Source organism: Marinomonas vaga, assembly GCF_055388305.1.
Genome location: NZ_AP043903.1, coordinates 277,395 through 302,877, shown reverse-complemented (window position 1 = coordinate 302,877; position 25,483 = coordinate 277,395). Strand labels below are relative to the sequence as shown.

The window sequence follows — 25,483 nt, the reverse complement described above, 5'->3', positions numbered from 1 at the left end:
TAGGTGTTAGCCGCCTCCCGAGGTAAGGAAAGCGGCTTATGCTGCTTTAGTTGACCAAATCTAAAGCGGCTTCATGGCAAAATGCCTTGAGGTTGTTGGCCCCAAGGGTGGCGTAGGTAAGCGGGTGCGCAACCGCAGGGTCTTGCTCCGCTTCTACCACCAGCCAGCCGCTGTAGTCATGGTGTTTCAGTTGTTTAAAGAGACGTGCATAGTCGATGAAACCATCACCTGGGACGGTGAAGGCGCCTTCGAGCATGGCACGTAAAAAGGGTAAATCTTGATTTAGGGCGCTATCTAATATCGCCGGGCGCATGTCTTTGCAATGGACATGTACCACACGATCGGCGTGGCGCTCGTACACCTCATGGGGGTCTCCGCCCGCAAAAGTCATGTGGCCCGTATCCAGCAGCAAGCCCACTGATGGGCCTGTATGTTTCATTAGCAAGGCCACCTCTTCAGCGGTTTGAATGACGGTCCCCATATGATGGTGGTAGGCAATCTGCACCCCATGGGACAAGGTGAAATCTGCCAACTGGGTTAGCTTTTCTCCCAGAGCTTGGATTTCGTCTTCGCTTAAGGTTGGGCGCTGAGACAAAGGGGTGTCAATTTGTCCATGGATGCAGCCAGTGATTTCACAGTAAACCATGGCCTTGGCCCCTAAGCTTTGCAGCAGGTGAAGGTGAGGCTTGATAGCTTCAATTTCCTCTTCCACGCTGCGTGATAGCAACTCACCACTGAACCAGCCGGATACCAAATCTAGGCCATGACTTTGTAAAATAGGCCCTAAAACTTCTGGATCACGGGGGAACTTTTGACCTAATTCAAAGCCAATGAACCCCGCTTGTTTGCCTTCTGTTAGGCACGTTTCTAAGGTGGTATCCGCCCCTAATGTTGGCAGATCATCATTGGTCCAAGTTAATGGATTAATGCCGATACGAACGCTCATTGTGAATCTCCGTTCTCAAATGGTTGGGCTGCTTAGCGGTAGAAGTCAGGTGTGTCAGGAAGCTCAATGGCTTCGATCTGACCTGATTCTTGGGCTTTAACACAGGCGTCGGCAGACACGGCAGCGGCTAGTCCACTCCAAGAGTTCGGACCGGTTAGGTTTTGGTTGGTGACGCCATCAATAAAGTCTTGCAGTTCCACATCGTAGGCATCGATAAAGCGATCTTTCCAATCGGTTAAAAGCTGTTGGCCAAGGTTGGCATTTTTGCGCATCACTATGGCTTGTGGCTCAGGCAGGTTAGCAATGCCTTCTTCGCCCACCACGGAGCATTGAATGTCGTAGCCGTATTGGCAGTTCACAAACACTTCCACGTCGATGCGGGTGCCTTTTTTGGTTTCCAGCATCACAATTTGTGGGTCAGCGACTTTTGAATGGGCGTATTTGGTTTTTCGCGGAAAGACCACTTGGGCGGAGACATAGTCGTCATCCAGTAGCCAACGGAACACGTCTAGTTCGTGAATCAAGGTGTCATGGATGGCCATGGGGGAAATGTACTGCTCCGGAACCGAGGCGTTGCGGTGGGCCGCATGAATCATCAAAGGTTCGCCGATGGCCCCGCTATCAATGGTGTCTTTTAGCATCTTGTAGCCGCTGTCATAGGGACGCATAAAGCCCACTTGAACCAGACGTTTACCAGAGGCCATTTCTGCTTCCACAATGTTGCGGCAACCTTGTGCGGTCGTAGCTAATGGCTTTTCACAGAACACATACTTGCCTGCTTTGATGGCTGCTACGACGAATTCTTCGTGGGCGGCGCCCCAGCAAGTCACCAAGACTGCGTCTACGCCACTACGGGCGATGAGGTCATGACCATCTGGGTAGATTTCGGCGTTTAAACCGAGATCGGATTTTACTTTATGGGCGCTGTCTAGATTGACGTCCGTTAGGGCGATGACTTCGGCACCGACTAGGGTGTTGGTGATGCGTCGAGCATGATCTGCGCCAATAGCGCCGGTACCGATTACGCCGATTTTAATTGTCATAGTGTTTTCCTCGAAATTTATTGTTGTTAATTGAGGGGGACTGGCAGCCTAAAAACCATGTCTGCGTCATGAAGACTGCCGGTCAGATTTTTCTAATAGGTATTAAGCCAGCTCATTGTTGACGTATTGGATGCTGTCCCGCACGGCGTCTTCAATGTTGCTTAAGTTCCAAACTTTTTCTGAGAAAGGTTCAAAAGAGACTGGCCCCGTGAAGCCTGCATTGAGTAAAAAGCGCAGCTGCTCCACATTGCTTAGGCGATCCTTTTGGCCAACGAGTACTCGATCTCCGTCCAGCATGTCTTCAAAACGAATGTCATCTTCTAGCCCGGAGATGTGGACCAGTCCTGTGCGCTCTGGGAAGAATTCTTCTTCTCCAGCACCCTTGTGGTGGAAGGTGTCGTGAACCAAAGAGAAGCGTGCCGTTTCACCCACTGCATCAATGGCTTCTAACGCCACGCGCTTGGAGCGCAGTGAGGAAATAGGGAAACCCAGCGGCTCGATGAATCCATGTAGATCGTAGTCCGCCAGTACTTTTGCTAGCTCAGACAGGGCGTATTTTAAGTCTTCAAACGGTACTGGCGTGCCGTCATTCAGAGGGCAGCAAACGAGACCTTCCGCCTTGGCTGCTTGGGCTAAGGCGGCGAGCTCACGGGCTTGATGTTCTCGTTCGTCATTCCAAACGTTAAAGGGATACAGGGCATTGATGGATAGGACGCGAATGCCAAGCTGCTGGGCTTTTTCGCCGGCTTGTTTGGCGGTTGCCATGTCCGTCAGGCTGTTGTCTCCCACGTCATTGCGGAATTCAACAGTGTTGGCTTTTAGGTTTCCGGCAAGATCAAGAAACTCAGACACGGTGTAAGAAGGGCAGACCATATGGTTGAGACCAAATAGGGGCTTCGTAGACATGTTTTAACCTCTGCTAAAAGGCGCTTTTTTAATCGATGGAACCCATCAAATTGTCCAAGCTGTATGGTTTTTTAGAATTATTTTCGAGGGGGATAGTAGTCAGGGGATTTTAAAATCGTCAATTGCTGATGTTTTATTTGCATCACAATCTATCAAAAACCATCATATTGATGGTTTTATTTCAAAATGATAGAAATTCGTTATTCATAAAGCTTGACAAGACGCGGTATATGCACCAGATTGGAACGTATGTTCTAGATTTCTCGTTTTTGGAACATCGATTTTCGAAATGCTTGATGTGGTGTTTTGAGGATCTGGGATAGCCCCAATGGATTTTACGGAAACAATAAAAATAAATAGGACACTGAGTGTCCGCTTTCGAGGAAATCACACAATGAAAAAACTAGCTCTTACTGCAATCGCTTCTGGTATTTTGATGTCTTCTGCTCACGCTGCAGATCTAACCATCGGCGTTTCCATGGCCATCTTCGATGATAATTTCTTAACGACCTTACGAAATGGTATCGAAGCAGCGGCCGAAGACGAAGGCGTGGATGTGCAAATCGAGGATGCGAAAAACGAAGTCGGTACTCAGCTAAACCAAATTCAAAACTTTATTGCATCGGGGGTCGACGCCATCATTGTGAACCCTGTTGATACCGATGCCACCTTATCTATCTCTGATGATGCTCAAGCCGCAGGCATCCCCCTCATTTATGTCAATCGCCAACCGATTAACGTTGACCTACTTCCTGATAACCAAGCGTTTGTTGCCTCTGATGAGCGGGTGTCTGGCACCTTACAAACACAAGAGGTATGTCGCTTACTTGGTGGGGAAGGCAAGGTTGTGGTCATGATGGGTGAGTTAACAAACCAAGCGGCCTTGCAGCGTACCCAAGATATCCACGATGTGATCAAAACACCGGAATGTTCTGGTCTTGAAATTGTCGAGCAGCAAACCGCCATGTGGCAACGGACCTTGGGTAGCGATCTCATGACGAACTGGGTCTCCGCTGGTATCGAGTTTGACGCAGTGATTTCAAATAATGATGAAATGGCCATCGGTGCTATTCAAGCTCTGAAAGCCAGCGGCCGTGCTATGGACGATGTGGTGATTGCAGGGATTGATGCCACCACTGACGCCCTTGCCGCCATGAAAGCGGGTGACCTAGATGTGACCGTTTTCCAAAGTGCTGATGGTCAAGGTCGAGGCTCGGTGGATGCAGCGATTAAGCTTGCTCAAGGCGAAGACGTGGACCAGAAAGTATGGGTGCCGTTTGAGTTGGTGACTCCGAACAATCTAGCGAATTACATCAACTAACCCGTATATCCGTAATACAAATACAATAAATGGAGGGATTGCGTTATGAGTAGCGCAGCAGTGGTGGAAGCCATGCCTACGAGTGGCGTAACTCCCCGGGAAGCAAACTCAGAATACGTACTCGAAGTGGTCGATGTGCGTAAGGAGTTTCCGGGGGTATTGGCACTCGATGATGTTCAGCTAAAGATTCGTCCAGGGACGGTTCATGCCTTAATGGGTGAGAACGGTGCGGGCAAATCCACGTTAATGAAAGTGATCGCTGGCATTTATCAACCTGACCGCGGCGAAGTACGCTTACGCGGTGAAGCAATTACTCTGGAAACTCCCCTTAAAGCTCAAGAATCTGGTGTGGCCATGATTCACCAAGAGCTGCTCTTGATGAATTCTATGACGGTGGCAGAGAACATTTGGATCCGCCGAGAGCCTAAAAACAGATTTGGGCTCATTGATCATGACCGTATGCGCGGTATGACGGTAGAGCTGTTTGACCGTCTTAATATTCGCTTGGACCCTGATGCGGAGATTTCTACCTTATCCGTTGCTAACCGCCAAATGGTTGAGATTGCCAAGGCTGTGTCTTTCAACTCGGATGTGCTCATCATGGATGAGCCCACTTCAGCCATCACAGAGACGGAAGTGGCTCACTTGTTTGAGATCATTCGTGACTTGAGAAAGCGTGGCATCGGTATCGTTTATATCACCCACAAAATGAACGAATTGTTTGAAATCGCGGACGAGTTTTCTGTGTTCCGAGATGGCAAATACATTGGCACCCATTTGTCTTCTGATGTGACTCGGGATGACATCATCAAAATGATGGTGGGCCGTGAAGTGTCCCAGATGTTCCCTAAGGAAGAAGTGGACATTGGCGATGTCTTATTGTCGGTGAAGAACCTGTCCTTGGACGGTGTGTTTGAAAACATCTCCTTTGATGTGCGCAAAGGGGAGATCCTTGGGTTGGCGGGTTTGGTGGGGGCAGGACGTTCGAATGTGGCAGAAGCCATCTTTGGTGTGACCCCAGCCACCTCAGGGCAAATTTTCATCAATGGTGAAGAAGTAAACATTCAAAGCCCCAATGATGCCATCAAAGCGGGCATGGCGTTTTTAACCGAGGATCGCAAAGAAACGGGCTGTTTCTTACCTCTGGATATCCAAGAAAACGTTCAATCTGCAGTACTGCATCAGAACTATGTAAACAATGGTTTTGTAGACCATGCAGGCTTGGAAAAAGAATCCGAAGCCCTGTGTCGTAAGCTTCGAGTGAAAACTCCAAGCATGCACGAAATCATCGAAAACTTATCCGGTGGTAACCAGCAAAAGGTATTGATTGCTCGCTGGTTACTGATTCATCCACAAATTCTCATCTTAGATGAGCCCACCCGAGGCATTGATGTGGGAGCCAAATCTGAGATCCATTCGTTGATTTCACAACTCGCACACAAGGGGGTGGCTGTGATCATGATTTCTTCGGAGTTACCTGAAGTGCTGGGCATGAGTGACCGCATCTTAGTAATGCACGAAGGTCATTGCACAGGGATTTTGGACCGTGACGAAGCTGATCAAGTGTCAGTGATGAATCTCGCCGCGAACTAGCTTTCAACCATAAGAATAAGAGATTGATATGACTTCTTTAGACAACTCCATTAAGCAAACGGCTGTGGATCGCAGTTCCGAGAAAACCAAAAAGCCCATGCCAGCAGAGGTCAGCATTTTGCTGGTGTTGGTAGGGATCTCCGTGATGTTTGAAATACTTGGCTGGCTGTTTGTCGGTCAAAGTTTCCTTATGAACATGAGCCGACTGCAAATCATCGTATTGCAAGTCTCTGTAATTGGCATCATTGCTATCGGTGTGACCATGATCATCATCACCGGGGGGATCGATTTGTCCTCTGGCTCAGTGGTCGCCATGACCGCTATGATAGCTGCCACCTTCGCCCAAACCAGTGCCTGGCCCAAAGTGATTTTCCCAAGTCTTACGGACTTGCCCTTTGTTGTGCCCTTGATCGTTGGCTTGGCAGCCGGTGCTTTGGCGGGCTTTATCAATGGATTCTTGATTACTAAAACCAAGATTCCACCTTTTATTGCTACCTTGGGGATGATGGTGTCGGCACGCGGCGTGGCACGCTGGTACACAGATGGTAGTCCTGTGTCGGGTTTCACATCGGATTTTGCGGCCTTGGGTAACGCGTTAGATCGCTGGATGCCAGTGGTGATCTTCTTGATAGTGGCGGTGATCTTTCATGTGGTAATGCGCTACACCCGCTACGGTAAGTTCACCTATGCGATTGGGGCGAATCCCCAAGCCGCACGCGTCTCTGGTATCAACATCGACACCCATTTAATCAAGGTGTACACCATTGCAGGCCTGTTAACAGGCTTGGCAGCGATGGTCGCGATCGCTCGTATCAAAACCGCTCAGGCGGGTATGGGGATGATGTACGAGCTAGATGCCATTGCCGCAGCTGTGATCGGTGGTGTCTCGCTCTCTGGTGGTCGTGGTCGAATCGCAGGAACAGTGATTGGCGCTTTGATCCTTGGGGTCATGCTGTCTGGATTTACCTTCTTGCGCATTGATGCCTATTACCAAGATATTATTAAAGGGGCCATCATTGTGGTGGCAGTGATCGTGGACCAACACCGTCAAGGTAAGCGTAAAAAGTCGACCTAGTGCCTTAGGCAGCGATCGTTCACCCAAACATAACCCAGTTAAAAGCCGATCCTAGGATCGGCTTTTTGGTTTTTCGAAGCACAAAAAAAAGAGTTTATAGGCTCCATCTCGAGGGTGAAATCAAGCTAATTACAGGGTTTCCGCTATGTGTATTTCTACCGTGAGTTGCACAGGTGCTTGAGGCGTAATGTATTTACGAGACAAGGCCTCAGTAAAGGTTTCCGCTACGGTTTGGGCCATTTTTTGAATGGGGGTAGCGATGATGAAATCTAGGTAGCCTTCGCTCAAAGCCAGCTTGGTGCTGTCCATTAGCTCATTGCAAACAAAGGTCACGTCACTGGCTCTGCGGGATTCTCGAAGGGCTCTTAAAATACCTTCTACACCACCGCCTGCACTGTACAACCCAGTCAGGTTCGGAGTTTGGGAAAGCAGCTCTCGGGTGGCTTTATAGGCGAGGTCGTTGTCGTCTAGGCTGGTTCTTGGGGGAAGTAGGGTAAAGTCATGTTTAAACTCCCGAAAGTAGCTGATAAAGCTGATTTCTGCGATGTCCTGATTCAGGTAGCTGTGGCTACCAAGCATGATGCCCACTGATCCGGGTTTGGCTAAACGGCTGACACCCCAGGCGGCGGTGCGTCCAGCTTTGCGGTTATCCATACCAACGTGGCGTGTACAAGCGGTAGTGGAGAGAGGCGACAAGATTGTCACCACGGGAATATTATTGGCGACGACTCGCTCCACTTCCATGTTTATCAGAGGGTGGTCCAGGGGCACGATGGCGATGGCATCTGCGTCCTGACTTTCGCGCTTGAGTTGTTCGGCAATGAAAACAGGGGAAACTTCGTCCATAAAGATGATACGTGTATCAAATACAAACTCTGTGGCCGCATCGAGAGCGCGACGAATGTGATCTCCCATGCTTTTGTAGAATTCATCGTTGCTACGCTGTAAAAGCACTGAAATGCGCTTGTGGGGTTTGGACTCCCTAACACGTTGCTTCAATAGTCCCGCTGCATGATAACCAATGTCCTCTGCAGCCATGAGAACCCGTTGGGCGGTCGACTCGCGAACCTTTGAGCGCTTATTTAAAACACGGTCAACAGTAGCGGTACTGACACCTGCCGCAGCAGCGAGATCTTCGATAGTAGGGCGGTTAGACATAGAGAAAACCTAGCATTTGACGATGAAGCACACAGAGGAAAATCATTCCGCTGGTGTGTTTTTTTCGTAAGTATAAAGGTAGCGCCACGCGCAGTAGAATGTCATAGCTGTGAACACCACCCCCCAAAACGGGTTGCCTGTCACCCATTCAAGAATGCTCCAAGCACCACAAAATACGGTCATAGCGACACGTCGCCATTTGGGTTTGAAAAAATCGTGTTCAGCGTCGTTCATAGTTCAATTCCTGTTGTTATTCCTATATGGAAAATCTCAGCTGGTGGCAAAAGGCCATACTAAGCAGCATTATCAACCACTAAGTTAGAATTTTTGTTCCAAAAATGCAACTGATTCTACATGGGGCTCTTCGCTGATAAATGAGGGATTTTGCAGGAATTTTCTGTAGATCTAACGTGAAATTTTCACTTCCCAAAAGCTTAGTAGGAAGGATATATAAAAATCATAAATTCTATATAAATTTTGTTTGGAATTTATGTTTCATTTTGTAATTAATCGAACTATCCTGACTTCGAGTGTTTAGTGCGCTCCAAGGCTCGCCTAAGGGTGAGACTGTCGCCAGCATGGCGGGGATCGTATCTGCCATGGTTGGTCTCTAACAATAAGAAGAAAGGATCCAGATATGCTAAATGGAGAAATGAAATTAGCTCGTCCATTACGTTGGGGTATGGTTGGCGGTGGTCAAACCAGCCAAGTAGGCTACAAACATCGTATTGGAGCGCTCCGAGATAATGGGGCTTTTGAGTTGGTGTGTGGTGCCTTCGATGTGGATGCTGAACGCTGTACCGAATTTGGTACGCGGATTGGTGTTCAGGCAGAGCGCTGCTACGGGGATTTCCATCGCATGTTGGCCGAGGAAGCCAAGCGTCCAGATGGGGTTGAGGTTGTCTCTGTTGCGACCCCTAACTTTACCCACTATGAAATCACTAAAGCCTGCCTTGAGGCGGGTCTACATGTTATCTGTGAGAAACCTTTATTTTTTACGGTCGCTGAGTGTGAAGAGATCGAGCAGCTCGCGGCCAGTAAAAACCTCATTGTCGGCGTCACCTACGGTTACTCCGGCCATCAAATGCTAATGCAAATGAAAGCCATGATTGAACAAGGGAAAATTGGTGATGTGCGCATGGTGGATTTGCAGTACACCCATGGTTTTAATGCCGCAGATGGCGATCACCTTTCTGAAGCTCAGGCGTGGCGAGTTAACCCTAAAACCTCTGGTTCGACGTTTGTGTTGGGAGATTTGGCCACTCATACCTTTTATATGGCACATAGAATCTTGCCAAACTTACATATCGAAAAGCTCATGTGTGACCGTCAAAGCTTGGTGCCTGCCCACGCACCGCTGGAAGACAATGCCCATGTGCTGTTCCATTACAATAATGGGGCGGTAGGGCGTTTATGGACTTCATCTGTGGACGCTGGAAATATGGATGCTCAGCGTATCCGAATCGTGGGAAGTAAGGCGTCATTGCAATGGTCAGCAGCCTACCCGGATGATCTTCATTACCAAGTACAAGGGGAGCCTAATCAGCACCTTCATCGTGGCATGCCCTATTTGGATGAGCAGGCATTGGAGTATGAACGTATGGGAGCTTTGCATACGGAGGGTCTTGGTGACAGCTGGGCCAATGTGTACTTGTCTATTGCCCTTGCCATCGATGCTGCCAATCGCGGTGCCAAGGATGAACTTGAAGCAGTGCAATATCCTGATGTGAAAGCCGGAAAGGAAGGTGTACGTTGGCTTGAGAACTGCGTACGTTCCTCTGAAAGTGGCTCCGCATGGGTTGCCTATCAGTAATGGGAGGGAAACGATGACTGATATTACGATTACCTGCGCTCCCTGCTGCTGGGGTGTGGATGATGTGTCTAATCCTCACTTGCCACCTTGGGAAAAGGTATTAGATGAAGCTCAAGGGGCTGGATTTGGCGGTTTGGAGCTTGGACCATATGGCTTCATGCCTTTGGCTGTAGACACAGTGTCAAAAGCTTTGGCTGATCGGCAGCTTAGTATTGTAGCGGGCACCATCTTTGATGACTTGGTAAGCCTAGATAATCGTGACAATTTGATTCGTCAGACTCACGAAATATGCGCCTTGATCACAGCTTTGCCTAAGCCAACCCAGCATAAGGGACAAACCGTGGATGCCCCATATCTGACGGTAATGGACTGGGGGCATGATGAACGGGATTATGCGGCTGGACATCCCGAAACGGCACCGCGTTTATCCCCAGCCGCATGGCAAGGCATGATGGATAATCTACGTGCTATCGCCACCATCGCTCAGGAGGAATACGGTGTTCGTGCCGTGATTCATCCCCATGCTGGGGGGTACATAGAGTTTGCTGACGAAATCGCCCAATTGGTGCAAGACATCCCCGCAGACGTAGCAGGTCTGTGTTTGGACACGGGGCACATTGCTTATTCAAAAATGGATCCTGTTGAAACCCTTCGACAGTACTGGGATAGAGTGGACTACATCCACTTTAAAGACATTAATCCTTCAGTGTATGACGAGGTCATGGGGGAGCGTATTCGCTTCTTTGACGCTTGCGCTAAAGGGGTCATGTGCCCCATCGGTACTGGTCAGTTAAATTACCCAGAGATTCGAGCATTACTTACAGAGCTGAACTATGGGGGATTCATTACCATTGAGCAGGAGCGAGATCCGAGAAACAGTGATGGGGTGTTGGAAGACCTGACCGCCAGTCGGCAGTTTCTTCGTGATGTAGGGTTTAAATAGCGTTCTGCCCTTAGACTAAAAAGCCGCTGAACTCTTGAAGAGAGTGAAGCGGCTTTTTTATTGCCTATTTTTAATTAACTTTGATCTGGTCCATTCTGATCAGATTGGGTGGGTGCCGCTTTAGGCTGGCGCACCTTGGCTTCTGATTCCACAGGGCTTTGCGGTTGATCTTGCTCGGTTTCAGAAAACATATGAAGTGTACGCGTTGGGAACGCCACTTCTGCACCATGATCTTCAATAATCTTCATGGCCTTGATTAACACATCTTGCTTCACTTCATGGTACTTAGCCCAGTTGGTGGTGCGAGTGTAGGCGTAGATAAAGAAGTCCAATGATGACGGGCCAAACTGATTGAAGTTCACCATGAAGATTTGATCCGTATCGATTTCATCATGATTACCGACCATGTTTTTAATCTCATCAATTATCTCCGCAAGCTTGCCGAAGTCGCTGTAGCGTACGCCAACCGTTTCATTGATACGACGATGGGACATGCGAGATGGGTTTTCTACTGAAATAGTAGAAAAGGTCGCATTAGGCACATAAAGCGGACGCATATCAAAGGTGCGAATGCGAGTTTGGCGCCAGCCGATGTGTTCCACAGTGCCTTCAATGTTCTGATCTGGCGAACGTATCCAATCTCCCACCTTAAAAGGGCGATCTAGGTACACCATCAAACCACCGAAGAAGTTGGCCAATAGATCTTTGGCTGCAAAACCCACGGCGATACCACCAATACCACCAAAGGCGAGGACACCAGAGATGCTGTATCCCATGGTTTGTAAAATGACCAAAGCGGAGGTGATGATGACCGCCGCACGTAATAGCTTACTGATAGCACTAGCAGTGGTGTAATCCACAGGCTGATTCGTCGCTCGGCCAGAGGTCATGGCATTTTCAACCCCTTTGACACAGCGTAGTAAGAACCAAGTAATGATGAGTATGACACCCACTTCTCGAATCACAGAGACGATGTTGGTGAAGTTTTCGTCCAGCTCAGTGTCGGAGATTTCTGCCGCGATACTTAAACCGATTAACCAGATAAATAATCGTAATGGCGTACGGGCAGCTTCAACAATCATGTTGTCCCACGGGTTACGAGTGCGCTGCAAATGTTTATCTACCCGCAACAAAATGCGATTCACTATAAAGTTGATCAGCAATGTAACGAATACAACAATGAATACTTTGACTATCCAATGCATTGATGAATCGCCAAGCCCCAGGTAGGGGGCAACAGTTTCCCAAGTCATGTTTGGTCCTTCATTCTTTTAAAGTAATAGCAATGTACCTAAGCCTAAGAAGGCAATGTATCCCGCGATATCTGTTACTGTGGTCAGAATCACAGAGCCTGAAAGCGCTGGGTCGATTTTGAGCTTGTCCAGTATGACAGGGATCACCACCCCAGAAAGCGCAGCCATTATGATATTAATAATGATGGCTAACCCTATGGTGAGACCGAGTAATGGACTGTGGAACCACCAAAGCACCATGCCTCCAATACATAAAGCCCAGACCACACCATTTAAACCACCCACCTGAATTTCTTTTTTCAGTAACGACACCAAGTTGGAGCGGGTGATTTGTCCCAGTGCCAAACCGCGAACGATAAGGGTAAGAGTTTGACTGCCAGCGATGCCGCCCATGGAGGCCACAATGGGCATCAAGACCGCTAAAGCGACTACTTGCTCTAACGTGGCTTGAAACAAGCCAATGAACGCCGACGCTAAAAATGCTGTCAGTAAGTTAATGCCCAACCAAATACCACGGGTCGCAGCACTGCGTCGTACCGGGGAGAATAGGTCTGATTCTTCGTTTAAGCCCGTGGTGGACATCTGGCTAGATTCCAATTCTAAACGGCGGGCTTCCAGGGCGTGCCCCGTGTGAAAGCGGCCAACTAAAAGGTGGTTGCTATCGACCACAGGTAAAGCGGACAGTTCGACCTTTTCCAGCTGGTCAGCCGCTTTTATGACATCCGTATCTGCGGTTAAGAATGGATAGTCCTCGATCATCAAGCTGGACACATGATCGTGGGGCTGAGCATTCAGAAGGGCGTTTAACTGCACGCAACCCACCCAACGACCAGTTCGGTTCACCAAGTACAGTAAGTCTGAATACGCTGAGCTCGCACGTCGAAACAGGCGCATGGCTTCGGAAACGCGAATGGATTGTGATGCGATCAATAAGTCATGATCTACCCAACGACCTACCTCATCGTCATCATAAGTGACACCTTGGTGGTAGTACTCACGCTGCTTGGAGTCCATCTTTTGCAGGGCGATATCGATCATCTGATCGGGTAAGGAATCAGCGATCTCAAGTAGGTCTTCTGCGTCCACATCAGAGAAAAGTGCTGCTATCTCAAAGTCTTCTAACTGCTTAAGTAACAGAGTTCGAGACTCGCCACGCATTTCAACTAAAATATCGAGGCGATTAGCTTGCTTGATGCTGTCCCACGCAAGACGACGTTGGGCAATGGGAATGGACTCCAAGGCCAATGCTACATCGTCCGGGGACATGGCATTGATGGCGCTGTTCACTGCTTCATGTGAAATGTCGTCTTGGCTAAGTTGTTCGATCAGTTCGGCAATAGGGTTGGACACTGTATGGCCCCCTTAAAGTACGGCATGAGAAATGATACACAGTGTGCGTGATCTAACTGACTGAATCAATTAGATTAATTTAAATCCCACCCTTTATGCGCGATTGCAGTGAGTATTTCGTCTTCCTGTCAGTAAAGGGTAAGTCCGCCCAGTAAATAGCTTGGTCCCTCGTAGCGCCTATCGTTACGATGAGGTAATATTTAGCCCCTTTTGTAAACTCAGATTGCAGTAAAGCCGGTGGAGTAATAGGGCATCATGCCAAGCGTGACTAACAACCTCTTTAACGTAAGCGGGCACTTTTTATGGTCCTAATGATCGATAACTACGACTCGTTTACTTACAATTTAGTGCAGTACATCAGCGAATTGGGTTACCCAGTCGTGGTAAAACGTAATGATGCTCTAACGATTGAAGACATTGAACGCATGGCCCCAAGCCATATCGTGATCTCTCCAGGGCCTTGTACGCCCAATGAAGCAGGGGTGTCTTTGGCTGCCATTAAGAACTTTGCAGGACGTATTCCAGTGTTGGGAATATGTTTAGGGCATCAAAGTATTGCTCAAGTATTTGGTGGAGATGTGATTCGTGCGAAAACCGTCATGCACGGCAAGACCTCGAAGGTGTATCATACTAATGTGGGTGTGTTTAGAAACCTTCCGACACCTTATACTGCGACACGTTATCACTCGTTGGTTGTGAAACAAGATACCTTGCCGGACTGCTTTGAGGTGACCGCTTGGACACAAACCAGTGATGGCCAGATTGATGAAATTATGGGCTTACGCCACAAAACGATGAAAGTTGAAGGGGTACAGTTTCACCCCGAATCAATACTAACCGAGCATGGTCACGCTCTGTTGGACAATTTTTTTAAAGACTAGGAGTTGCTGGTGGATATACAACAAGCGATCGCTCGAGTAGTGAACAAGCAGGATCTAACAGGCGAAGAGATGCGTGATGTCATGCACAGCATCATGACTTGTCAAACAACCAATGCTCAAATCGGCGGATTCTTGATCGGCCTGCGTATGAAAGGCGAAACGGTTGATGAGATTATTGCTGCCGCTCAAGTGATGCGTGAATTGTCTACCAAAGTAGATTTGGGTGGCGATGAGATTGTCGATACCTGCGGTACAGGTGGTGACGGCGGTAACTTATTCAATGTCTCTACCGCATCGGCTTTTGTTGCCGCTGGAGCAGGCGCTCATGTTGCTAAGCATGGTGGCCGTTCCGTATCCTCTAAATCGGGCAGTGCAGACGTGCTTGAGCGTGCTGGTGTTTTCCTTGGTTTAAACAGTGAACAAGTGAAGCGCAGTGTGCAGGAGATTGGTTTAGGTTTTATGTTTGCTCCGAACTACCATTCCGCTATGCAATATGCCATTGCGCCTCGTAAAGAGATGGCCACTCGAACCATCTTTAATTTACTCGGGCCTTTGACCAATCCTGCTGGAGCTAAGCGCCAAGTCATGGGTGTGTTTGGTCGTGAATGGGTACGTCCGATTGCAGAGGCTTTAAAAGCCCTAGGCAGTTCCCATGTATTAGTGGTGCATTCTGCGGATGGCCTAGATGAAATCAGTATTTCTGACACAACCTATGTGGCTGAGCTAAAAGATGGTGAGATTACAGAATACGAAATCTCCCCAGAAGATTTTGGTATGACCCGTCAGCCTATCTCGGCGGTGCAGGCGGAAGATCCAGAGACCAGTTTAGAAATGCTAAAAAACGCGATTGAAGGTAAAGGTGTGGAAAACGCGCCTCGTGATATCGTGGCGTTAAATGCCGGCGCAGCAATTTATGTGTCGGGTGTCGCAGACACTCTAGCTGAGGGGGTTGCGATTGCCGAGGATGTGATCGGTGGTGGATTGGCTAAGATTAAGCTCCAAGAACTAGCGAGCTTTTCACGTTGCTTCATGCCTCAATAAACTGAAACAGAACACAGAGATCGAATATGCAAGTTGAAACTCCTACTGTTTTGAGAAAAATCGTTGCGCGCAAATACGAGGAAATCGTTGAGCGCAAGGCTCGCACGTCCCTAGAAAACTTGGAAATTGCTGCCGCGGCGGCCAATGCTCATAATCCAGTGCGCGGCTTTGCTAGCGCTTTGCGCCGTAATATTAGCCAAGGTAAAGCAGGTGTGATCGCTGAGGTGAAAAAAGCGTCCCCAAGTAAAGGGGTGTTGCGTGAGCACTTTTCGCCAAAAGACATTGCCGTCTCTTACGAAAAAGGTGGTGCGGCTTGCTTGTCTGTACTGACGGATAAAGATTTTTTCCAAGGTCATGAAGACTTCCTAGTGGAAGCACGCAGTGCTTGTTCCTTGCCTGTGATCCGCAAAGACTTCATCGTGGATCCTTACCAAGTGATGGAAGCCCGTGCCATCGGTGCAGACTGTATCCTTTTAATTGCGGCTTGCCTAAGCGGAAAAGAGCTAAAGGAACTGGATCAAATGGCCCGTGATTTGTCCATGGACGTGTTGGTAGAGGTCCATAACAAAGCAGAGTTAGATCTAGCGCTGGAAAACACCGAGACTGAGCTGTTAGGAATTAACAATCGAGATCTGCACACCTTTGACCTAAGTTTGCAGACGACGTTTGAATTGATGAACCACGTGCCGAAAGATCGTTTGATCGTCACTGAAAGTGGTATCCATACCCGTGATGATGTGGCTGCGATGCGTGAAAATGACATCCATGCGTTCTTGGTTGGCGAAGCCTTTATGCGTGTAGATAACCCTGGTGAAAAACTAGCGGAATTATTTAAGTAACCCAGACCAAGTCGTAACTTTCCAAGAATTTGAGAGACATAAAGATGAAAACAAGTGTTGCATGGCAAGAAGATGTGCATTTTACCGCTGAAACGGGTTCTGGTTTTAAAGTGGAGATTGATGGCACGCAAGTGGCTGGACCACGCCCAATGGAGCTTATCCTAGCGGGATTAGGTGGTTGTACCTCTTATGATGTAGTGGGCATCTTGAAAAAAGCGCGTCAAGATGTGGTGTCTTGTGTGGCGCACATCGATGCGGATCGTGCGGATTCGGTGCCTTCTGTATTTACTGAGATCCGAGTGCATTTTGTGGTCACGGGTCGTAAAATCAAGGAATCTCACGTTGCCCGTGCGGTGAAGTTGTCTGCAGAAGAATACTGCTCAGCATCCTTGATGCTTGAGCGTGGTGGCGTGAACATAGTGCACAGCTACGAGATCATTGAAGTCGAGTAATTTGCTCGATTTTCAAACTGAGAAAGCCCTGTTGATCATTGATCAGCGGGGCTTTTTTGTTTCAGTTTATCAACCAGTTCAATGAAGGTGTCTTGAATCATGTTGGGGATGTGGGAGCTACGAGTCACAGCGGAAAAAGTGGTTAGGTAGCGGTATTTCTCTGGCAGGATAGGTCGAAATTCCCCTTTGTCTTCCCAAGTGGCGGCCAAATGATCTGGTAGGTAGCCAATAAACTTACCCGTGCGTATCAAAAATGCGATGCCTTCTCGGTCAGTGGCGGTGGCCCCTGTTTTAAGCATTTGGTGGTGCGCTTTGATTTCAGCGGTTTGCGCATAGGCGGGGATCACCGCATCAAATTCCGACAAGTCGACGCTTTCTAGTTCAGCTTGGCTCATCTCGTATAAGGGATGATTACGAGCACAATAAAGCAGGGACTGTTCTTGATACAGAGGACGGTAGTGCAGGCCACTGATGACTCGTAATTCGGGCACTATGCCTACATGAAGTTGGCCATCCAGTACTTTTTGTTCAACCAGCGTTGGAGGAATCATGCGAATGTTAATACGAATGTCTGGGCCACGTTCTTTTAGCTTAGACAGGGCTTGGGTGATAATCATGTGAGGGATGGTCACCAAGTTGTCTGTGATGCCTATGTTGAGCTCTCCCTTCATATTGGCGTGGAGGGCGTTCACACTGGTACGAAAGTTTTCAATAGAAGAAATCAGCTGCAAGGTGTAGCTATAAACCTGCGTGCCTTCGTTCGTTAAAGCAAACCCCGAACGTCCCCGCTGACAGAGCTTAAAGCCAAGACGTGTCTCTAGATCCGACATGGCGATGCTGATGGCGGCTCGGGAGATATTAAGCTCTACTTCGGCGGCGGAAAAGCCGCCACATTCCACCACGGCCTTGAAGATTCTAAGGGTGCGAATATCCGTGTCGCTGATTTGTCCAATGCCGGGTTTGCTGGCCAAGGTGACTCCTTAACTTAATTGCTGGGGCTGCTGATCTTCTTGCGGAAGTTACTGGGTGCCGTGCCAAAATAATCTTTAAAACAGTTGCTGAAATGGCTTGAGCTGACAAAACCACTGGCAATGGCAATGTCTATGATCGGCTTGTTGGTTTGTTGTAGCAAGCGGCGAGCATAGGTAATGCGCAGCTCTAAATAATAACGTGATGGACTGGTTTCAAGATTATTTTGAAATAAACGCTCTAGCTGGCGACGGGAGACGTTGGCGTAATGAAGCAACTCTTCAAGGGTTAAAGGTTCTTCAATGTTGTTGCGCATCAGTTCTAATACCTTGCGCAGGGATTCAGGGTATTTTTGATCGTCAGTGGTTTCGATAATCGGAGTCACGGAGGTTTCTGAAAACTGATCACAGGTCAGAATTTCTTTTACCGCTCGGGCAATACGGTTGCCTTGGAAATGCTCCACAAGGGTTAACATCATGGCGAGGGCACTGACTGGGCCTGCGCCGCTCAGAATCTTGCCGTCCAATAGGGAGGTTTCTGAGGCAATGGCGATCTGTTGAAAGTGCTCTTTTACGTAGGGGTGATTGTCTGGATGCACGGCAATACGTGCCCCTTGTAACACATCCGCATGGGCCAAAGAGATGGCCCCATTCCACAGACCACCAAGATATAACCCCTGTCGTTGGGATGCCTTTAAAAACTCACTTAGTTGCGGCTGCTCTTCCAACTTACAGCGGTAGCCGCCACACACAATGATCACATCAAAATTTTTCTGGCTGGCTTCTACTTGCTCGCAAACCGTTGAACCAGTTGAAATATCAATGCCTAAATCACTGGTGATGGTGTTACTGCCGACCCCAATGGTGCGGTAATCAAATAGCTTCTCTGTCTGCACAAGGTTAGTGGTTACCAGAGCATCCACCGCGCCAGTAAAGGCCACCATGGAAAAGTTCTCCAACAATACGAAACCAATCATGATGGGCTGGTTACTGGATTCGACCTTTTTTACATGGGCGTGATTGGAGTCAACATTTGAGGGGCTAAAGCTTTTTTTGTGTGTGGGTTGGCTCATGGCAGAACGGCATTCCAAATCAGGATTTCGTCATTAATTGTGCAAGTGTATGCCAAATGGCGCCCTAAAGTAAGCCTAGCAAGGGTTCAAGGGACGGTTAAAACTAGGTTCTTTTATGACAAATCAATTGCCTAGTTATGACACTTTGCTGTCGTAAATAACCATTAATGTGACGCAATCTGGAATGTCGCTGAAAGGCCCTTTTCATAGTATGAGTGGGTAGGTTGTTTTTTCCGGAGAGTGAGATGTTTTACAAGTCAGATACGGTAGAGAATTTCGACGCTGAACTATGGGCAGCGATGCAAAAAGAAGCAGTTCGTCAAGAAGAGCACATTGAGCTGATTGCTTCTGAGAACTATACCAGCCCACGCGTGATGGAAGCACAAGGTTCAGTGTTGACCAACAAGTATGCTGAAGGCTATCCAGAAAAGCGTTACTACGGCGGCTGTGAATACGTTGACGTGGTGGAGCAATTAGCAATTGACCGTGCTAAAGCTTTGTTTGGCGCTGAGTACGTAAACGTACAGCCTCACTCTGGTTCACAAGCGAACGCTGCGGTGTACATGGCATTGTGTGCACCGGGTGATACAGTCTTGGGTATGAGCTTGGCTCACGGTGGTCACTTGACTCACGGTGCCCATGTGAACTTCTCTGGCAAGATTTACAACGCGGTGCAATATGGCCTAAACGAAACCACTGGCGAAATCGATTACGACCAAGTGGAAGCTTTGGCTCTTGAGCATAAGCCTAAAATGATTGTTGCAGGTTTTTCTGCTTACTCACGTATCGTTGACTGGGCAAAATTCCGTGAAATCGCCGATAAAGTGGGCGCTTACCTGTTTGTGGATATGGCCCACGTAGCAGGCTTAGTAGCAGCGGGTCTTTACCCGAACCCAGTGCCATTTGCGGATGTTGTGACAACCACAACACACAAAACCCTACGTGGCCCACGTGGTGGTTTGATCATTTCCCGTGACAACGAGCTAGAGAAAAAATTGAACTCTGCTGTCTTCCCTGGTGGTCAAGGTGGCCCATTGATGCACGTGATCGCGGCGAAAGCGGTGGCGTTCAAAGAAGCCTTGAGCGAAGAGTTCAAACAATACCAAGCGCAAGTCGTGAAGAACGCCAACGCTATGGCTGACGTGTTCGTAGCACGCGGTTATGACGTGGTATCAGGCGGTACGGATAACCACCTATTCTTGCTAAGCCTTATCAAGCAAGGTCTAACAGGCAAAGACGCCGATGCGGCATTGGGACGTGCGAACATTACAGTAAACAAAAACGCTGTACCGGGTGACCCGCAATCTCCATTCGTCACCTCTGGTCTACGTATTGGTTCTCCGGTAGTGACGACCCGCGGCTTCAAAGAAGCTCAGTGTGAGCTATTAGCAGGTTGGATTGCTGATTTGTTGGATGTACTAAACCAACCAGAAGCACTAGAAGACAAAATCACCGCAGTGAAAGAGCAAGTAAAAGCGCTTTGCGCCGACTACCCAGTCTATCGCTAGTTTTACCACTTTGTATGCAGTCCTGCTGAGTCAGGTCTGCCATGATAAGGAGCTGACATAATGCAGCATTATTCCGGATTCGGCCTGTTAAAACACAGTCTTAGCCATCATGAAAATTGGCAGCGAGTTTGGCGCAACCCAACACCGAAGAAAAAGTATGACGTCATCATCATCGGTGGTGGCGGTCATGGCCTAGCGACCGCTTACTACCTTGCAAAGCAGTTTGGCGTTACTAACGTTGCTGTGATTGAAAAAGGCTACCTTGGTGGTGGTAACACAGCACGTAATACCACCATCGTTCGTTCTAACTACCTATGGGACGAAGCGGCGCACTTGTACGAGCACGCCATGAAACTTTGGGAAGGTTTGTCTCAAGACTTGAACTACAACGTTATGTTCTCTCAGCGTGGTTGTTTGAACTTGGGTCATACCCTACAAGACATGCGTGACATTGAACGCCGTGTAAACGCTAACCGTCTAAACGGTATTGACGGTGAAGTGTTGGACGCGAAACAAGTTAACGAAATCGTTCCGATTTTGGATTGCTCTGGTAACGCTCGTTACCCAGTGATGGGTGCTTCTTGGCAGCCACGTGCAGGTGTGGCGCGTCACGATGCGGTGGCATGGGGCTTTGCCCGTGGCGCAGATGCCCACGGTGTTGATTTGATTCAACAGACGGAAGTGGTGGACTTGATCATCGAAGACGGCACCATCACTGGTGTTAAGACCAATCGTTACGGCGACATCATGGCTGACCGAGTAGGTTCTGTGGTCGCGGGTAACTCTAGCGTGATCGCTGGCATGGCTGGCTTTGAACTGCCTCTTGAGTCGCATCCTCTACAAGCTTTGGTATCTGAGCCAATCAAACCAATCCTAGACACAGTTGTTATGTCTAACCACGTACACGGTTACGCCTCTCAGTCTGACAAGGGTGACTTGGTCATCGGTGCAGGTATCGACGGCTACACAGGTTATGGCCAGCGTGGATCCTACGGCACCATCGAGCACACTATCCAAGCGATTGTAGAAATGTTCCCGATCTTCAGCCGTGTTCGCATGAACCGTCAGTGGGGCGGTATTGTGGATACCTGTCCTGATGCGTGTCCGATCATTTCTGAAACACCGATCAAAAACCTGTTCTTCAACTGTGGTTGGGGTACCGGTGGCTTTAAGGCAACGCCTGGCTCTGGCAACGTGTTTGCCGCGTCTTTGGCGAAAGGTGAAATGCATGAGTTGGCGAAGCCATTCTCTATGTTCCGATTCCACAACGGTGCGCTTGTCGATGAGCATGGCGCAGCCGGCGTAGCTCACTAACGGGAGAGAGTTAACATGTTCCATATTTATTGCCCGCACTGTGGTGAATACCGTGAAGAAGAGGAATTTCACAACAACGGACAGGCGCACATTGCGCGCCCTCTAGACCCAGACTCTTGCACCGACGAAGAGTGGGGTAACTACATGTACTTCCGTAAAAACCCTCGTGGTCTGCACCACGAACTTTGGGTACATGCTGCTGGTTGCCGTAAGTTTTTTAACGTGACTCGTCACACCCAGACTTACGAAATCAAAGAAGTGTACAAAATTGGCGAACAGCCAACGGTTACGGCAGACTGAGGAGCGCAGACATGTCACAGAAGAATCGTTTAAAAAGCGGTGGCCGCATTGACCGTTCTAAGCCACTGTCCTTTGTTTACAATGGTAAATCTTACCAAGGCTTTGATGGGGATACCCTAGCGTCAGCATTACTGGCGAACGGCGTAGACATCATTGGCCGTAGTTTTAAATACAGCCGTCCGCGCGGTATCGTTGCAGCAGGTGCTGAAGAGCCGAATGCCATCATGCAGATTGGTGCGACTGAAGCGACGCAAGTACCAAACGTACGTGCAACACAACAAGAGTTGTACGCAGGCTTAGTTTCTGGCTCAACCAACGGCTGGCCGAACGTTGAAACCGACCTAATGGGCTTAGTAGGTAAAATCGGTGGCAAGATGATGCCTCCAGGTTTTTACTACAAAACCTTTATGTACCCAAAATCCATGTGGGAAACCTACGAGTCTTACATCCGTAAAGCAGCGGGCTTAGGTCGTTCTCCAAAAGAAGTAGACCCAGACATCTATGACAAGATGAACCAACACTGTGATGTAATGGTGGTCGGTGCAGGTCCTGCTGGTCTAGCGGCAGCTCTAGCGGCGGCCCGTGGTGGCGCGCGCGTCATCATCGCAGATGAGCAAAACGAATTTGGTGGCAGCCTACTAAGCAGCAAAGAAACCCTAGACGGTAAAGCCGCGTCTGTTTGGGTTGCTGAAGTGGTTAAAGAGCTGGAAGCCAATGAAAACGTATTGGTATTGCCTCGCTCTACGGTTAACGGCTACCACGATCACAACTTCCTAACGATCCATCAACGTTGCACAGATCACATTGCAGATCGTGCGCCAAACGGACAAGTACGTGCTCGTTACCACCGTGTTCGTGCAAAATGGGTGGTATTGGCTACTGGCGCCCACGAGCGTCCATTGGTTTACGGTAATAACGATGTGCCTGGATGTATGGTGGCAAACGCTGTTTCTACTTACATCAACCGTTACGGTGTTGTACCTGGTCATGAGCTGGTACTGATGACCACTAACGACAACGCTTATCAGACGGCTATTGATTGGCACGATGCGGGTCGCAAAGTACAAGCCATCGTTGATACTCGTAAGAATCCATCTGGCGATTTGATTGCCGCTGCCCGTGAGCGTGGTATTACGGTCATGACAGGTTGTGCAGTGATCGACGTACAGGGCAGTAAACGCGTAACAGGTGTGTCTGTTGCCAGCATCAGCGAAGACGGCAATTCTGTTTCCGGTGCAGTGAAAAAACTCAGCGCTGATACCGTTGCCACATCAGGCGGCTGGAGCCCAGTTATTCACTTATCTTGCCATACTGGTGCACGTCCAGTTTGGAACGATGAAGTGCTTGGTTTCTTACCAGGTGAAACCGTACAGCATCAATTAACAGCTGGTGCTATCAATGGCGTTTTCTCTACTGAAGGTGCGCTATCTGAAGGTTTGAAAGCCGGTCTTGATGCTCTGGCGAAACTGGGTATGAGTGCTGTCGATGTTGCCTTACCTGCAACGCAAGATTTGAAAGTCGGTGCGTCCATGGCCCTGTACCATGTGCCGCACTCTAAACCAACGTCCCAAGCGCCTAAGCAGTTTGTGGATTACCAAAACGATGTGACTGCTGCGGGTATCGAGCTTGCGTGTCGTGAAGGTTTTGAGTCCATCGAGCACGTTAAGCGTTACACCGCAATGGGCTTTGGTACTGACCAAGGTAAGTTGGGTAACATCAATGGTATGGCGATTGCTGCGAAAGTATTGAATCAAACCATTCCACAAACGGGTACGACGATTTTCCGTCCAAACTACACACCTATCACCTTTGGTGCCATTGTTGGCCGTGATTGTGGTGACTTGTTCGATCCTGAGCGTTACAGCGCAATGCACAAGTGGCATGTGGAAAACGGCGCGAAATTTGAGGATGTGGGCCAATGGAAACGTCCATGGTACTTCCCGAAAGCCGGTGAAACCATGCAGCAAGCCCTAGACCGTGAATGTGTTGCAACCCGTGAATCGATTGGCATTTTGGATGCATCTACCCTAGGTAAAATTGACATCCAAGGTAAAGATGCCCGTGAATTCCTAGGACGCGTTTACTCTAACGCTTGGGCTAAATTGGCAGTGGGTAAATGTCGTTACGGCTTGATGCTAGGTGAAGACGGCATGGTCTTCGACGATGGTGTAACGTCTTGTCTAGCGGAAAACCACTTCCTAATGACAACAACATCCGGCGGTGCCGCTCGTGTATTGAGCTGGTTAGAGCTTTACCACCAAACAGAATGGCCAGAGCTAGAAGTGTACTTCACTTCTGTTACTGATCACTGGGCAACTATGACCATCTCTGGTCCAAACAGCCGCAAGCTGCTTGAAGAATTGATCGATGAAAACGAAGACGTGTCCAAAGATGCCTTCAAATTCATGGACTGGAAACCTATGAAAGTCGCAGGCGTGCCAGCACGTGTGTTCCGTATCTCTTTCACTGGCGAGCTGTCTTTTGAGATCAACGTACAAGCAAACTACGGTCTGCATGTATGGGAAAAATTGTTCGAGCACGGTGCAAAATACAACCTAACACCTTACGGCACAGAAACCATGCACATCTTACGTGCTGAAAAAGGCTTCATCATTGCGGGTCAAGATACAGATGGTTCAGTACACCCATACGACTTGGGCATGGGCTGGGCAGTGTCTATGAACAAACCATTTAGCTTCATTGGTAAGCGTGGTATGCAGCGTGAAGACTGTGTTCGTGCAGAGCGTAAGCAAATGGTAGGTATCAAGACCATTGATCCAAACGTGGTATTGCCAGAAGGTGCTCAAGGGGTGTTCGATCCTAAAGCGCCAATCCCAATGCCAATGGTGGGACACATTTCCTCAAGCTACTGGAGTGCCAACCTAGGTCGTTCCATCGCGATGGGCTTTGTGAAGGGTGGTCTAGATAAGATGGGTGAAAAAGTTTACTACCCACTTGCTGATGGCCGCACCATCGAAGCTGAAATTTGCAGCCCTATTTTCCTAGATCCAAAAGGGGAGCGTCAAAATGTCTGATGTGACTGAAGCACCATTAACAGTGGTAATGGACCAATTAGCGGACGCTTCCATCGAAGCGCAATCTCCACTGCACCATGCAGACCTCGCCACTATGGCGAAAAAAGGCCCTAAAGCGGGTGGTGTGGTCTTTAAAGAAGACAAATTGAAAGGCTTGCTAACACTACGTCTGAATGCTGAGAACGCAGAGCTGAAAGCCAGTGCTGAAAAAGTGTTAGGGGTTGAGTTGCCAACACAGCCTTTAACGTCTGTTGAAAGCGGTGAAGTATCTGTTCGCTGGATTTCCCCTGATGAGTGGTTGGTCGTTGTACCAGGCTTGAAAGCGTTCGATTTAGAGGCAGCTTTTCAAGCACAAGTATCTGGCCACTATCAGCTAGTGAACGTAAGTGGCGGTAACACCATCTTCTTGTTGTCTGGTGCGAATGTGCGAGATGTATTGAAGAAATCAACGCCAATTGATGTTCACCCAAGTGAATTCCCAGTAGGTAAAGTGGTTTCTACTGTATTTGCCAAAAGCAGTGCAGTGATTCGCCGTGCTGGCGAAGACCAATATGAGTTAGTTGTGCGTCGTAGCTTTGCAGATTACCTGTGGCTATGGCTACAAGATGCAAGCCGTGAATACGGCCTTGTGGTCGAAGTTTAACTCCTTCCTACTCCGGGCTGACCGTTTT

23 protein-coding genes are annotated in these 25,483 nt (G+C 48.7%); 14 read left to right on the top strand and 9 right to left on the bottom strand.

The window, feature by feature from the left end:
• Positions 1-46: 46 nt before the first annotated feature.
• From iolE to ACZ5DR_RS01370, 3 genes are all read right to left on the bottom strand, one after another.
• Complete coding sequence (gene iolE / locus ACZ5DR_RS01380; RefSeq protein WP_377364621.1) at positions 47-946, bottom strand: myo-inosose-2 dehydratase; 900 nt, start codon at positions 944-946, stop codon at positions 47-49.
• 32 nt (positions 947-978) lie between these two features.
• Positions 979-1,989 (bottom strand): bifunctional inositol 2-dehydrogenase/D-chiro-inositol 1-dehydrogenase, encoded by a 1,011-nt coding sequence (iolG, locus tag ACZ5DR_RS01375; protein WP_377364623.1) that lies wholly within the window; start codon positions 1,987-1,989, stop codon positions 979-981.
• A 102-nt stretch (positions 1,990-2,091) separates the two neighbouring features.
• Positions 2,092-2,895: a TIM barrel protein gene (locus ACZ5DR_RS01370; RefSeq protein ID WP_377364625.1), complete on the bottom strand. Its 804-nt coding sequence runs from the start codon at positions 2,893-2,895 to the stop codon at positions 2,092-2,094.
• A gap of 394 nt (positions 2,896-3,289) precedes the next feature.
• Between ACZ5DR_RS01370 and ACZ5DR_RS01365 the strand changes: the two genes are divergently transcribed.
• From ACZ5DR_RS01365 to ACZ5DR_RS01355, 3 genes are read left to right on the top strand one after another with little or no spacing between them, the layout of a single operon-like run.
• Positions 3,290-4,216 (top strand): sugar ABC transporter substrate-binding protein, encoded by a 927-nt coding sequence (locus ACZ5DR_RS01365; RefSeq protein ID WP_377364627.1) that lies wholly within the window; start codon positions 3,290-3,292, stop codon positions 4,214-4,216.
• Between the two features lie 45 nt (positions 4,217-4,261).
• On the top strand, positions 4,262-5,809 hold the full coding sequence (locus ACZ5DR_RS01360) for a sugar ABC transporter ATP-binding protein (RefSeq protein ID WP_377364629.1): 1,548 nt from the start codon (positions 4,262-4,264) through the stop codon (positions 5,807-5,809).
• Positions 5,810-5,837: 28 nt separating this feature from the next.
• Entirely contained in the window at positions 5,838-6,884 is a 1,047-nt protein-coding gene (locus tag ACZ5DR_RS01355; RefSeq protein ID WP_377364631.1) for an ABC transporter permease, read from the top strand.
• Between the two features lie 129 nt (positions 6,885-7,013).
• Here ACZ5DR_RS01355 and ACZ5DR_RS01350 read toward each other — a convergent pair whose 3' ends face one another.
• Together ACZ5DR_RS01350 and ACZ5DR_RS01345 are read right to left on the bottom strand one after the other, a co-directional pair.
• Entirely contained in the window at positions 7,014-8,042 is a 1,029-nt protein-coding gene (locus tag ACZ5DR_RS01350; RefSeq protein ID WP_377364632.1) for a LacI family DNA-binding transcriptional regulator, read from the bottom strand.
• A 42-nt stretch (positions 8,043-8,084) separates the two neighbouring features.
• The gene (locus tag ACZ5DR_RS01345) at positions 8,085-8,276 is read right to left on the bottom strand and encodes a hypothetical protein (RefSeq protein WP_377364634.1); all 192 of its coding nucleotides are present in this window, start codon (positions 8,274-8,276) and stop codon (positions 8,085-8,087) included.
• A 403-nt stretch (positions 8,277-8,679) separates the two neighbouring features.
• Here ACZ5DR_RS01345 and ACZ5DR_RS01340 point away from each other — a divergent pair, with 403 nt between their 5' ends.
• Positions 8,680-9,855, top strand: coding sequence for a Gfo/Idh/MocA family protein (locus ACZ5DR_RS01340; RefSeq protein WP_377364636.1), 1,176 nt, complete (start codon positions 8,680-8,682; stop codon positions 9,853-9,855).
• Between the two features lie 13 nt (positions 9,856-9,868).
• The gene (locus ACZ5DR_RS01335; RefSeq protein WP_377364638.1) at positions 9,869-10,798 is read left to right on the top strand and encodes a sugar phosphate isomerase/epimerase family protein; all 930 of its coding nucleotides are present in this window, start codon (positions 9,869-9,871) and stop codon (positions 10,796-10,798) included.
• Positions 10,799-10,872: 74 nt separating this feature from the next.
• On the opposite strand, the gene ACZ5DR_RS01330 is transcribed toward ACZ5DR_RS01335, so the two are convergent.
• Positions 10,873-12,051, bottom strand: a complete 1,179-nt coding sequence (locus tag ACZ5DR_RS01330) for a mechanosensitive ion channel family protein (RefSeq protein ID WP_377364640.1) — start codon at positions 12,049-12,051, stop codon at positions 10,873-10,875.
• Between the two features lie 18 nt (positions 12,052-12,069).
• On the bottom strand, positions 12,070-13,401 hold the full coding sequence (locus ACZ5DR_RS01325; RefSeq protein ID WP_377364642.1) for a magnesium transporter: 1,332 nt from the start codon (positions 13,399-13,401) through the stop codon (positions 12,070-12,072).
• A gap of 302 nt (positions 13,402-13,703) precedes the next feature.
• Here ACZ5DR_RS01325 and ACZ5DR_RS01320 point away from each other — a divergent pair, with 302 nt between their 5' ends.
• From ACZ5DR_RS01320 to ACZ5DR_RS01305, 4 genes are read left to right on the top strand one after another with little or no spacing between them, the layout of a single operon-like run.
• A complete protein-coding gene (locus ACZ5DR_RS01320; protein ID WP_377364644.1) occupies positions 13,704-14,282 on the top strand; it encodes an anthranilate synthase component II in 579 nt (192 codons plus the stop codon).
• Positions 14,283-14,291: 9 nt separating this feature from the next.
• Positions 14,292-15,323: an anthranilate phosphoribosyltransferase gene (gene trpD / locus ACZ5DR_RS01315; RefSeq protein ID WP_377364646.1), complete on the top strand. Its 1,032-nt coding sequence runs from the start codon at positions 14,292-14,294 to the stop codon at positions 15,321-15,323.
• A gap of 26 nt (positions 15,324-15,349) precedes the next feature.
• On the top strand, positions 15,350-16,162 hold the full coding sequence (trpC, locus tag ACZ5DR_RS01310) for an indole-3-glycerol phosphate synthase TrpC (protein ID WP_377364648.1): 813 nt from the start codon (positions 15,350-15,352) through the stop codon (positions 16,160-16,162).
• A 44-nt stretch (positions 16,163-16,206) separates the two neighbouring features.
• Positions 16,207-16,614, top strand: coding sequence for an OsmC family protein (locus tag ACZ5DR_RS01305; protein WP_377364650.1), 408 nt, complete (start codon positions 16,207-16,209; stop codon positions 16,612-16,614).
• A gap of 35 nt (positions 16,615-16,649) precedes the next feature.
• Here the strand turns inward: ACZ5DR_RS01305 and ACZ5DR_RS01300 are convergent, their stop codons facing one another.
• Together ACZ5DR_RS01300 and ACZ5DR_RS01295 are read right to left on the bottom strand one after the other, a co-directional pair.
• Positions 16,650-17,585 carry a LysR family transcriptional regulator gene (locus tag ACZ5DR_RS01300; protein ID WP_377364652.1) on the bottom strand — a complete coding sequence of 312 codons (936 nt, stop codon included), beginning with the start codon at positions 17,583-17,585 and terminating at the stop codon, positions 16,650-16,652.
• A 14-nt stretch (positions 17,586-17,599) separates the two neighbouring features.
• Positions 17,600-18,655: a GlxA family transcriptional regulator gene (locus tag ACZ5DR_RS01295; protein WP_377364654.1), complete on the bottom strand. Its 1,056-nt coding sequence runs from the start codon at positions 18,653-18,655 to the stop codon at positions 17,600-17,602.
• 245 nt (positions 18,656-18,900) lie between these two features.
• Here ACZ5DR_RS01295 and glyA point away from each other — a divergent pair, with 245 nt between their 5' ends.
• The 5 genes from glyA to ACZ5DR_RS01270 are packed head-to-tail and all read left to right on the top strand — an operon-like array spanning position 18,901 to position 25,455.
• Complete coding sequence (gene glyA / locus ACZ5DR_RS01290; RefSeq protein ID WP_377364656.1) at positions 18,901-20,163, top strand: serine hydroxymethyltransferase; 1,263 nt, start codon at positions 18,901-18,903, stop codon at positions 20,161-20,163.
• A 60-nt stretch (positions 20,164-20,223) separates the two neighbouring features.
• Positions 20,224-21,477 (top strand): sarcosine oxidase subunit beta family protein, encoded by a 1,254-nt coding sequence (locus tag ACZ5DR_RS01285; RefSeq protein ID WP_377364658.1) that lies wholly within the window; start codon positions 20,224-20,226, stop codon positions 21,475-21,477.
• 15 nt (positions 21,478-21,492) lie between these two features.
• Positions 21,493-21,777, top strand: coding sequence for a sarcosine oxidase subunit delta (locus ACZ5DR_RS01280; protein WP_377364660.1), 285 nt, complete (start codon positions 21,493-21,495; stop codon positions 21,775-21,777).
• An 11-nt stretch (positions 21,778-21,788) separates the two neighbouring features.
• Entirely contained in the window at positions 21,789-24,812 is a 3,024-nt protein-coding gene (locus ACZ5DR_RS01275) for a sarcosine oxidase subunit alpha (RefSeq protein ID WP_377364662.1), read from the top strand.
• Complete coding sequence (locus tag ACZ5DR_RS01270; RefSeq protein ID WP_377364664.1) at positions 24,805-25,455, top strand: sarcosine oxidase subunit gamma; 651 nt, start codon at positions 24,805-24,807, stop codon at positions 25,453-25,455. Before ACZ5DR_RS01275 ends, ACZ5DR_RS01270 begins: the two co-directional genes overlap by 8 nt.
• The last annotated feature ends 28 nt before the right edge of the window (positions 25,456-25,483 follow it).

Coding starts and splice junctions, on each gene's coding strand:
- iolE (WP_377364621.1), bottom strand. CDS start 946: ATGAGCGTTCGTATCGGCATTAATCCATTAACTTGGACCAATGATGAT.
- iolG (WP_377364623.1), bottom strand. CDS start 1,989: ATGACAATTAAAATCGGCGTAATCGGTACCGGCGCTATTGGCGCAGAT.
- ACZ5DR_RS01370 (WP_377364625.1), bottom strand. CDS start 2,895: ATGTCTACGAAGCCCCTATTTGGTCTCAACCATATGGTCTGCCCTTCT.
- ACZ5DR_RS01365 (WP_377364627.1), top strand. CDS start 3,290: ATGAAAAAACTAGCTCTTACTGCAATCGCTTCTGGTATTTTGATGTCT.
- ACZ5DR_RS01360 (WP_377364629.1), top strand. CDS start 4,262: ATGAGTAGCGCAGCAGTGGTGGAAGCCATGCCTACGAGTGGCGTAACT.
- ACZ5DR_RS01355 (WP_377364631.1), top strand. CDS start 5,838: ATGACTTCTTTAGACAACTCCATTAAGCAAACGGCTGTGGATCGCAGT.
- ACZ5DR_RS01350 (WP_377364632.1), bottom strand. CDS start 8,042: ATGTCTAACCGCCCTACTATCGAAGATCTCGCTGCTGCGGCAGGTGTC.
- ACZ5DR_RS01345 (WP_377364634.1), bottom strand. CDS start 8,276: ATGAACGACGCTGAACACGATTTTTTCAAACCCAAATGGCGACGTGTC.
- ACZ5DR_RS01340 (WP_377364636.1), top strand. CDS start 8,680: ATGCTAAATGGAGAAATGAAATTAGCTCGTCCATTACGTTGGGGTATG.
- ACZ5DR_RS01335 (WP_377364638.1), top strand. CDS start 9,869: ATGACTGATATTACGATTACCTGCGCTCCCTGCTGCTGGGGTGTGGAT.
- ACZ5DR_RS01330 (WP_377364640.1), bottom strand. CDS start 12,051: ATGACTTGGGAAACTGTTGCCCCCTACCTGGGGCTTGGCGATTCATCA.
- ACZ5DR_RS01320 (WP_377364644.1), top strand. CDS start 13,704: ATGGTCCTAATGATCGATAACTACGACTCGTTTACTTACAATTTAGTG.
- trpC (WP_377364648.1), top strand. CDS start 15,350: ATGCAAGTTGAAACTCCTACTGTTTTGAGAAAAATCGTTGCGCGCAAA.
- ACZ5DR_RS01305 (WP_377364650.1), top strand. CDS start 16,207: ATGAAAACAAGTGTTGCATGGCAAGAAGATGTGCATTTTACCGCTGAA.
- ACZ5DR_RS01295 (WP_377364654.1), bottom strand. CDS start 18,655: ATGAGCCAACCCACACACAAAAAAAGCTTTAGCCCCTCAAATGTTGAC.
- glyA (WP_377364656.1), top strand. CDS start 18,901: ATGTTTTACAAGTCAGATACGGTAGAGAATTTCGACGCTGAACTATGG.
- ACZ5DR_RS01285 (WP_377364658.1), top strand. CDS start 20,224: ATGCAGCATTATTCCGGATTCGGCCTGTTAAAACACAGTCTTAGCCAT.
- ACZ5DR_RS01280 (WP_377364660.1), top strand. CDS start 21,493: ATGTTCCATATTTATTGCCCGCACTGTGGTGAATACCGTGAAGAAGAG.
- ACZ5DR_RS01275 (WP_377364662.1), top strand. CDS start 21,789: ATGTCACAGAAGAATCGTTTAAAAAGCGGTGGCCGCATTGACCGTTCT.
- ACZ5DR_RS01270 (WP_377364664.1), top strand. CDS start 24,805: ATGTCTGATGTGACTGAAGCACCATTAACAGTGGTAATGGACCAATTA.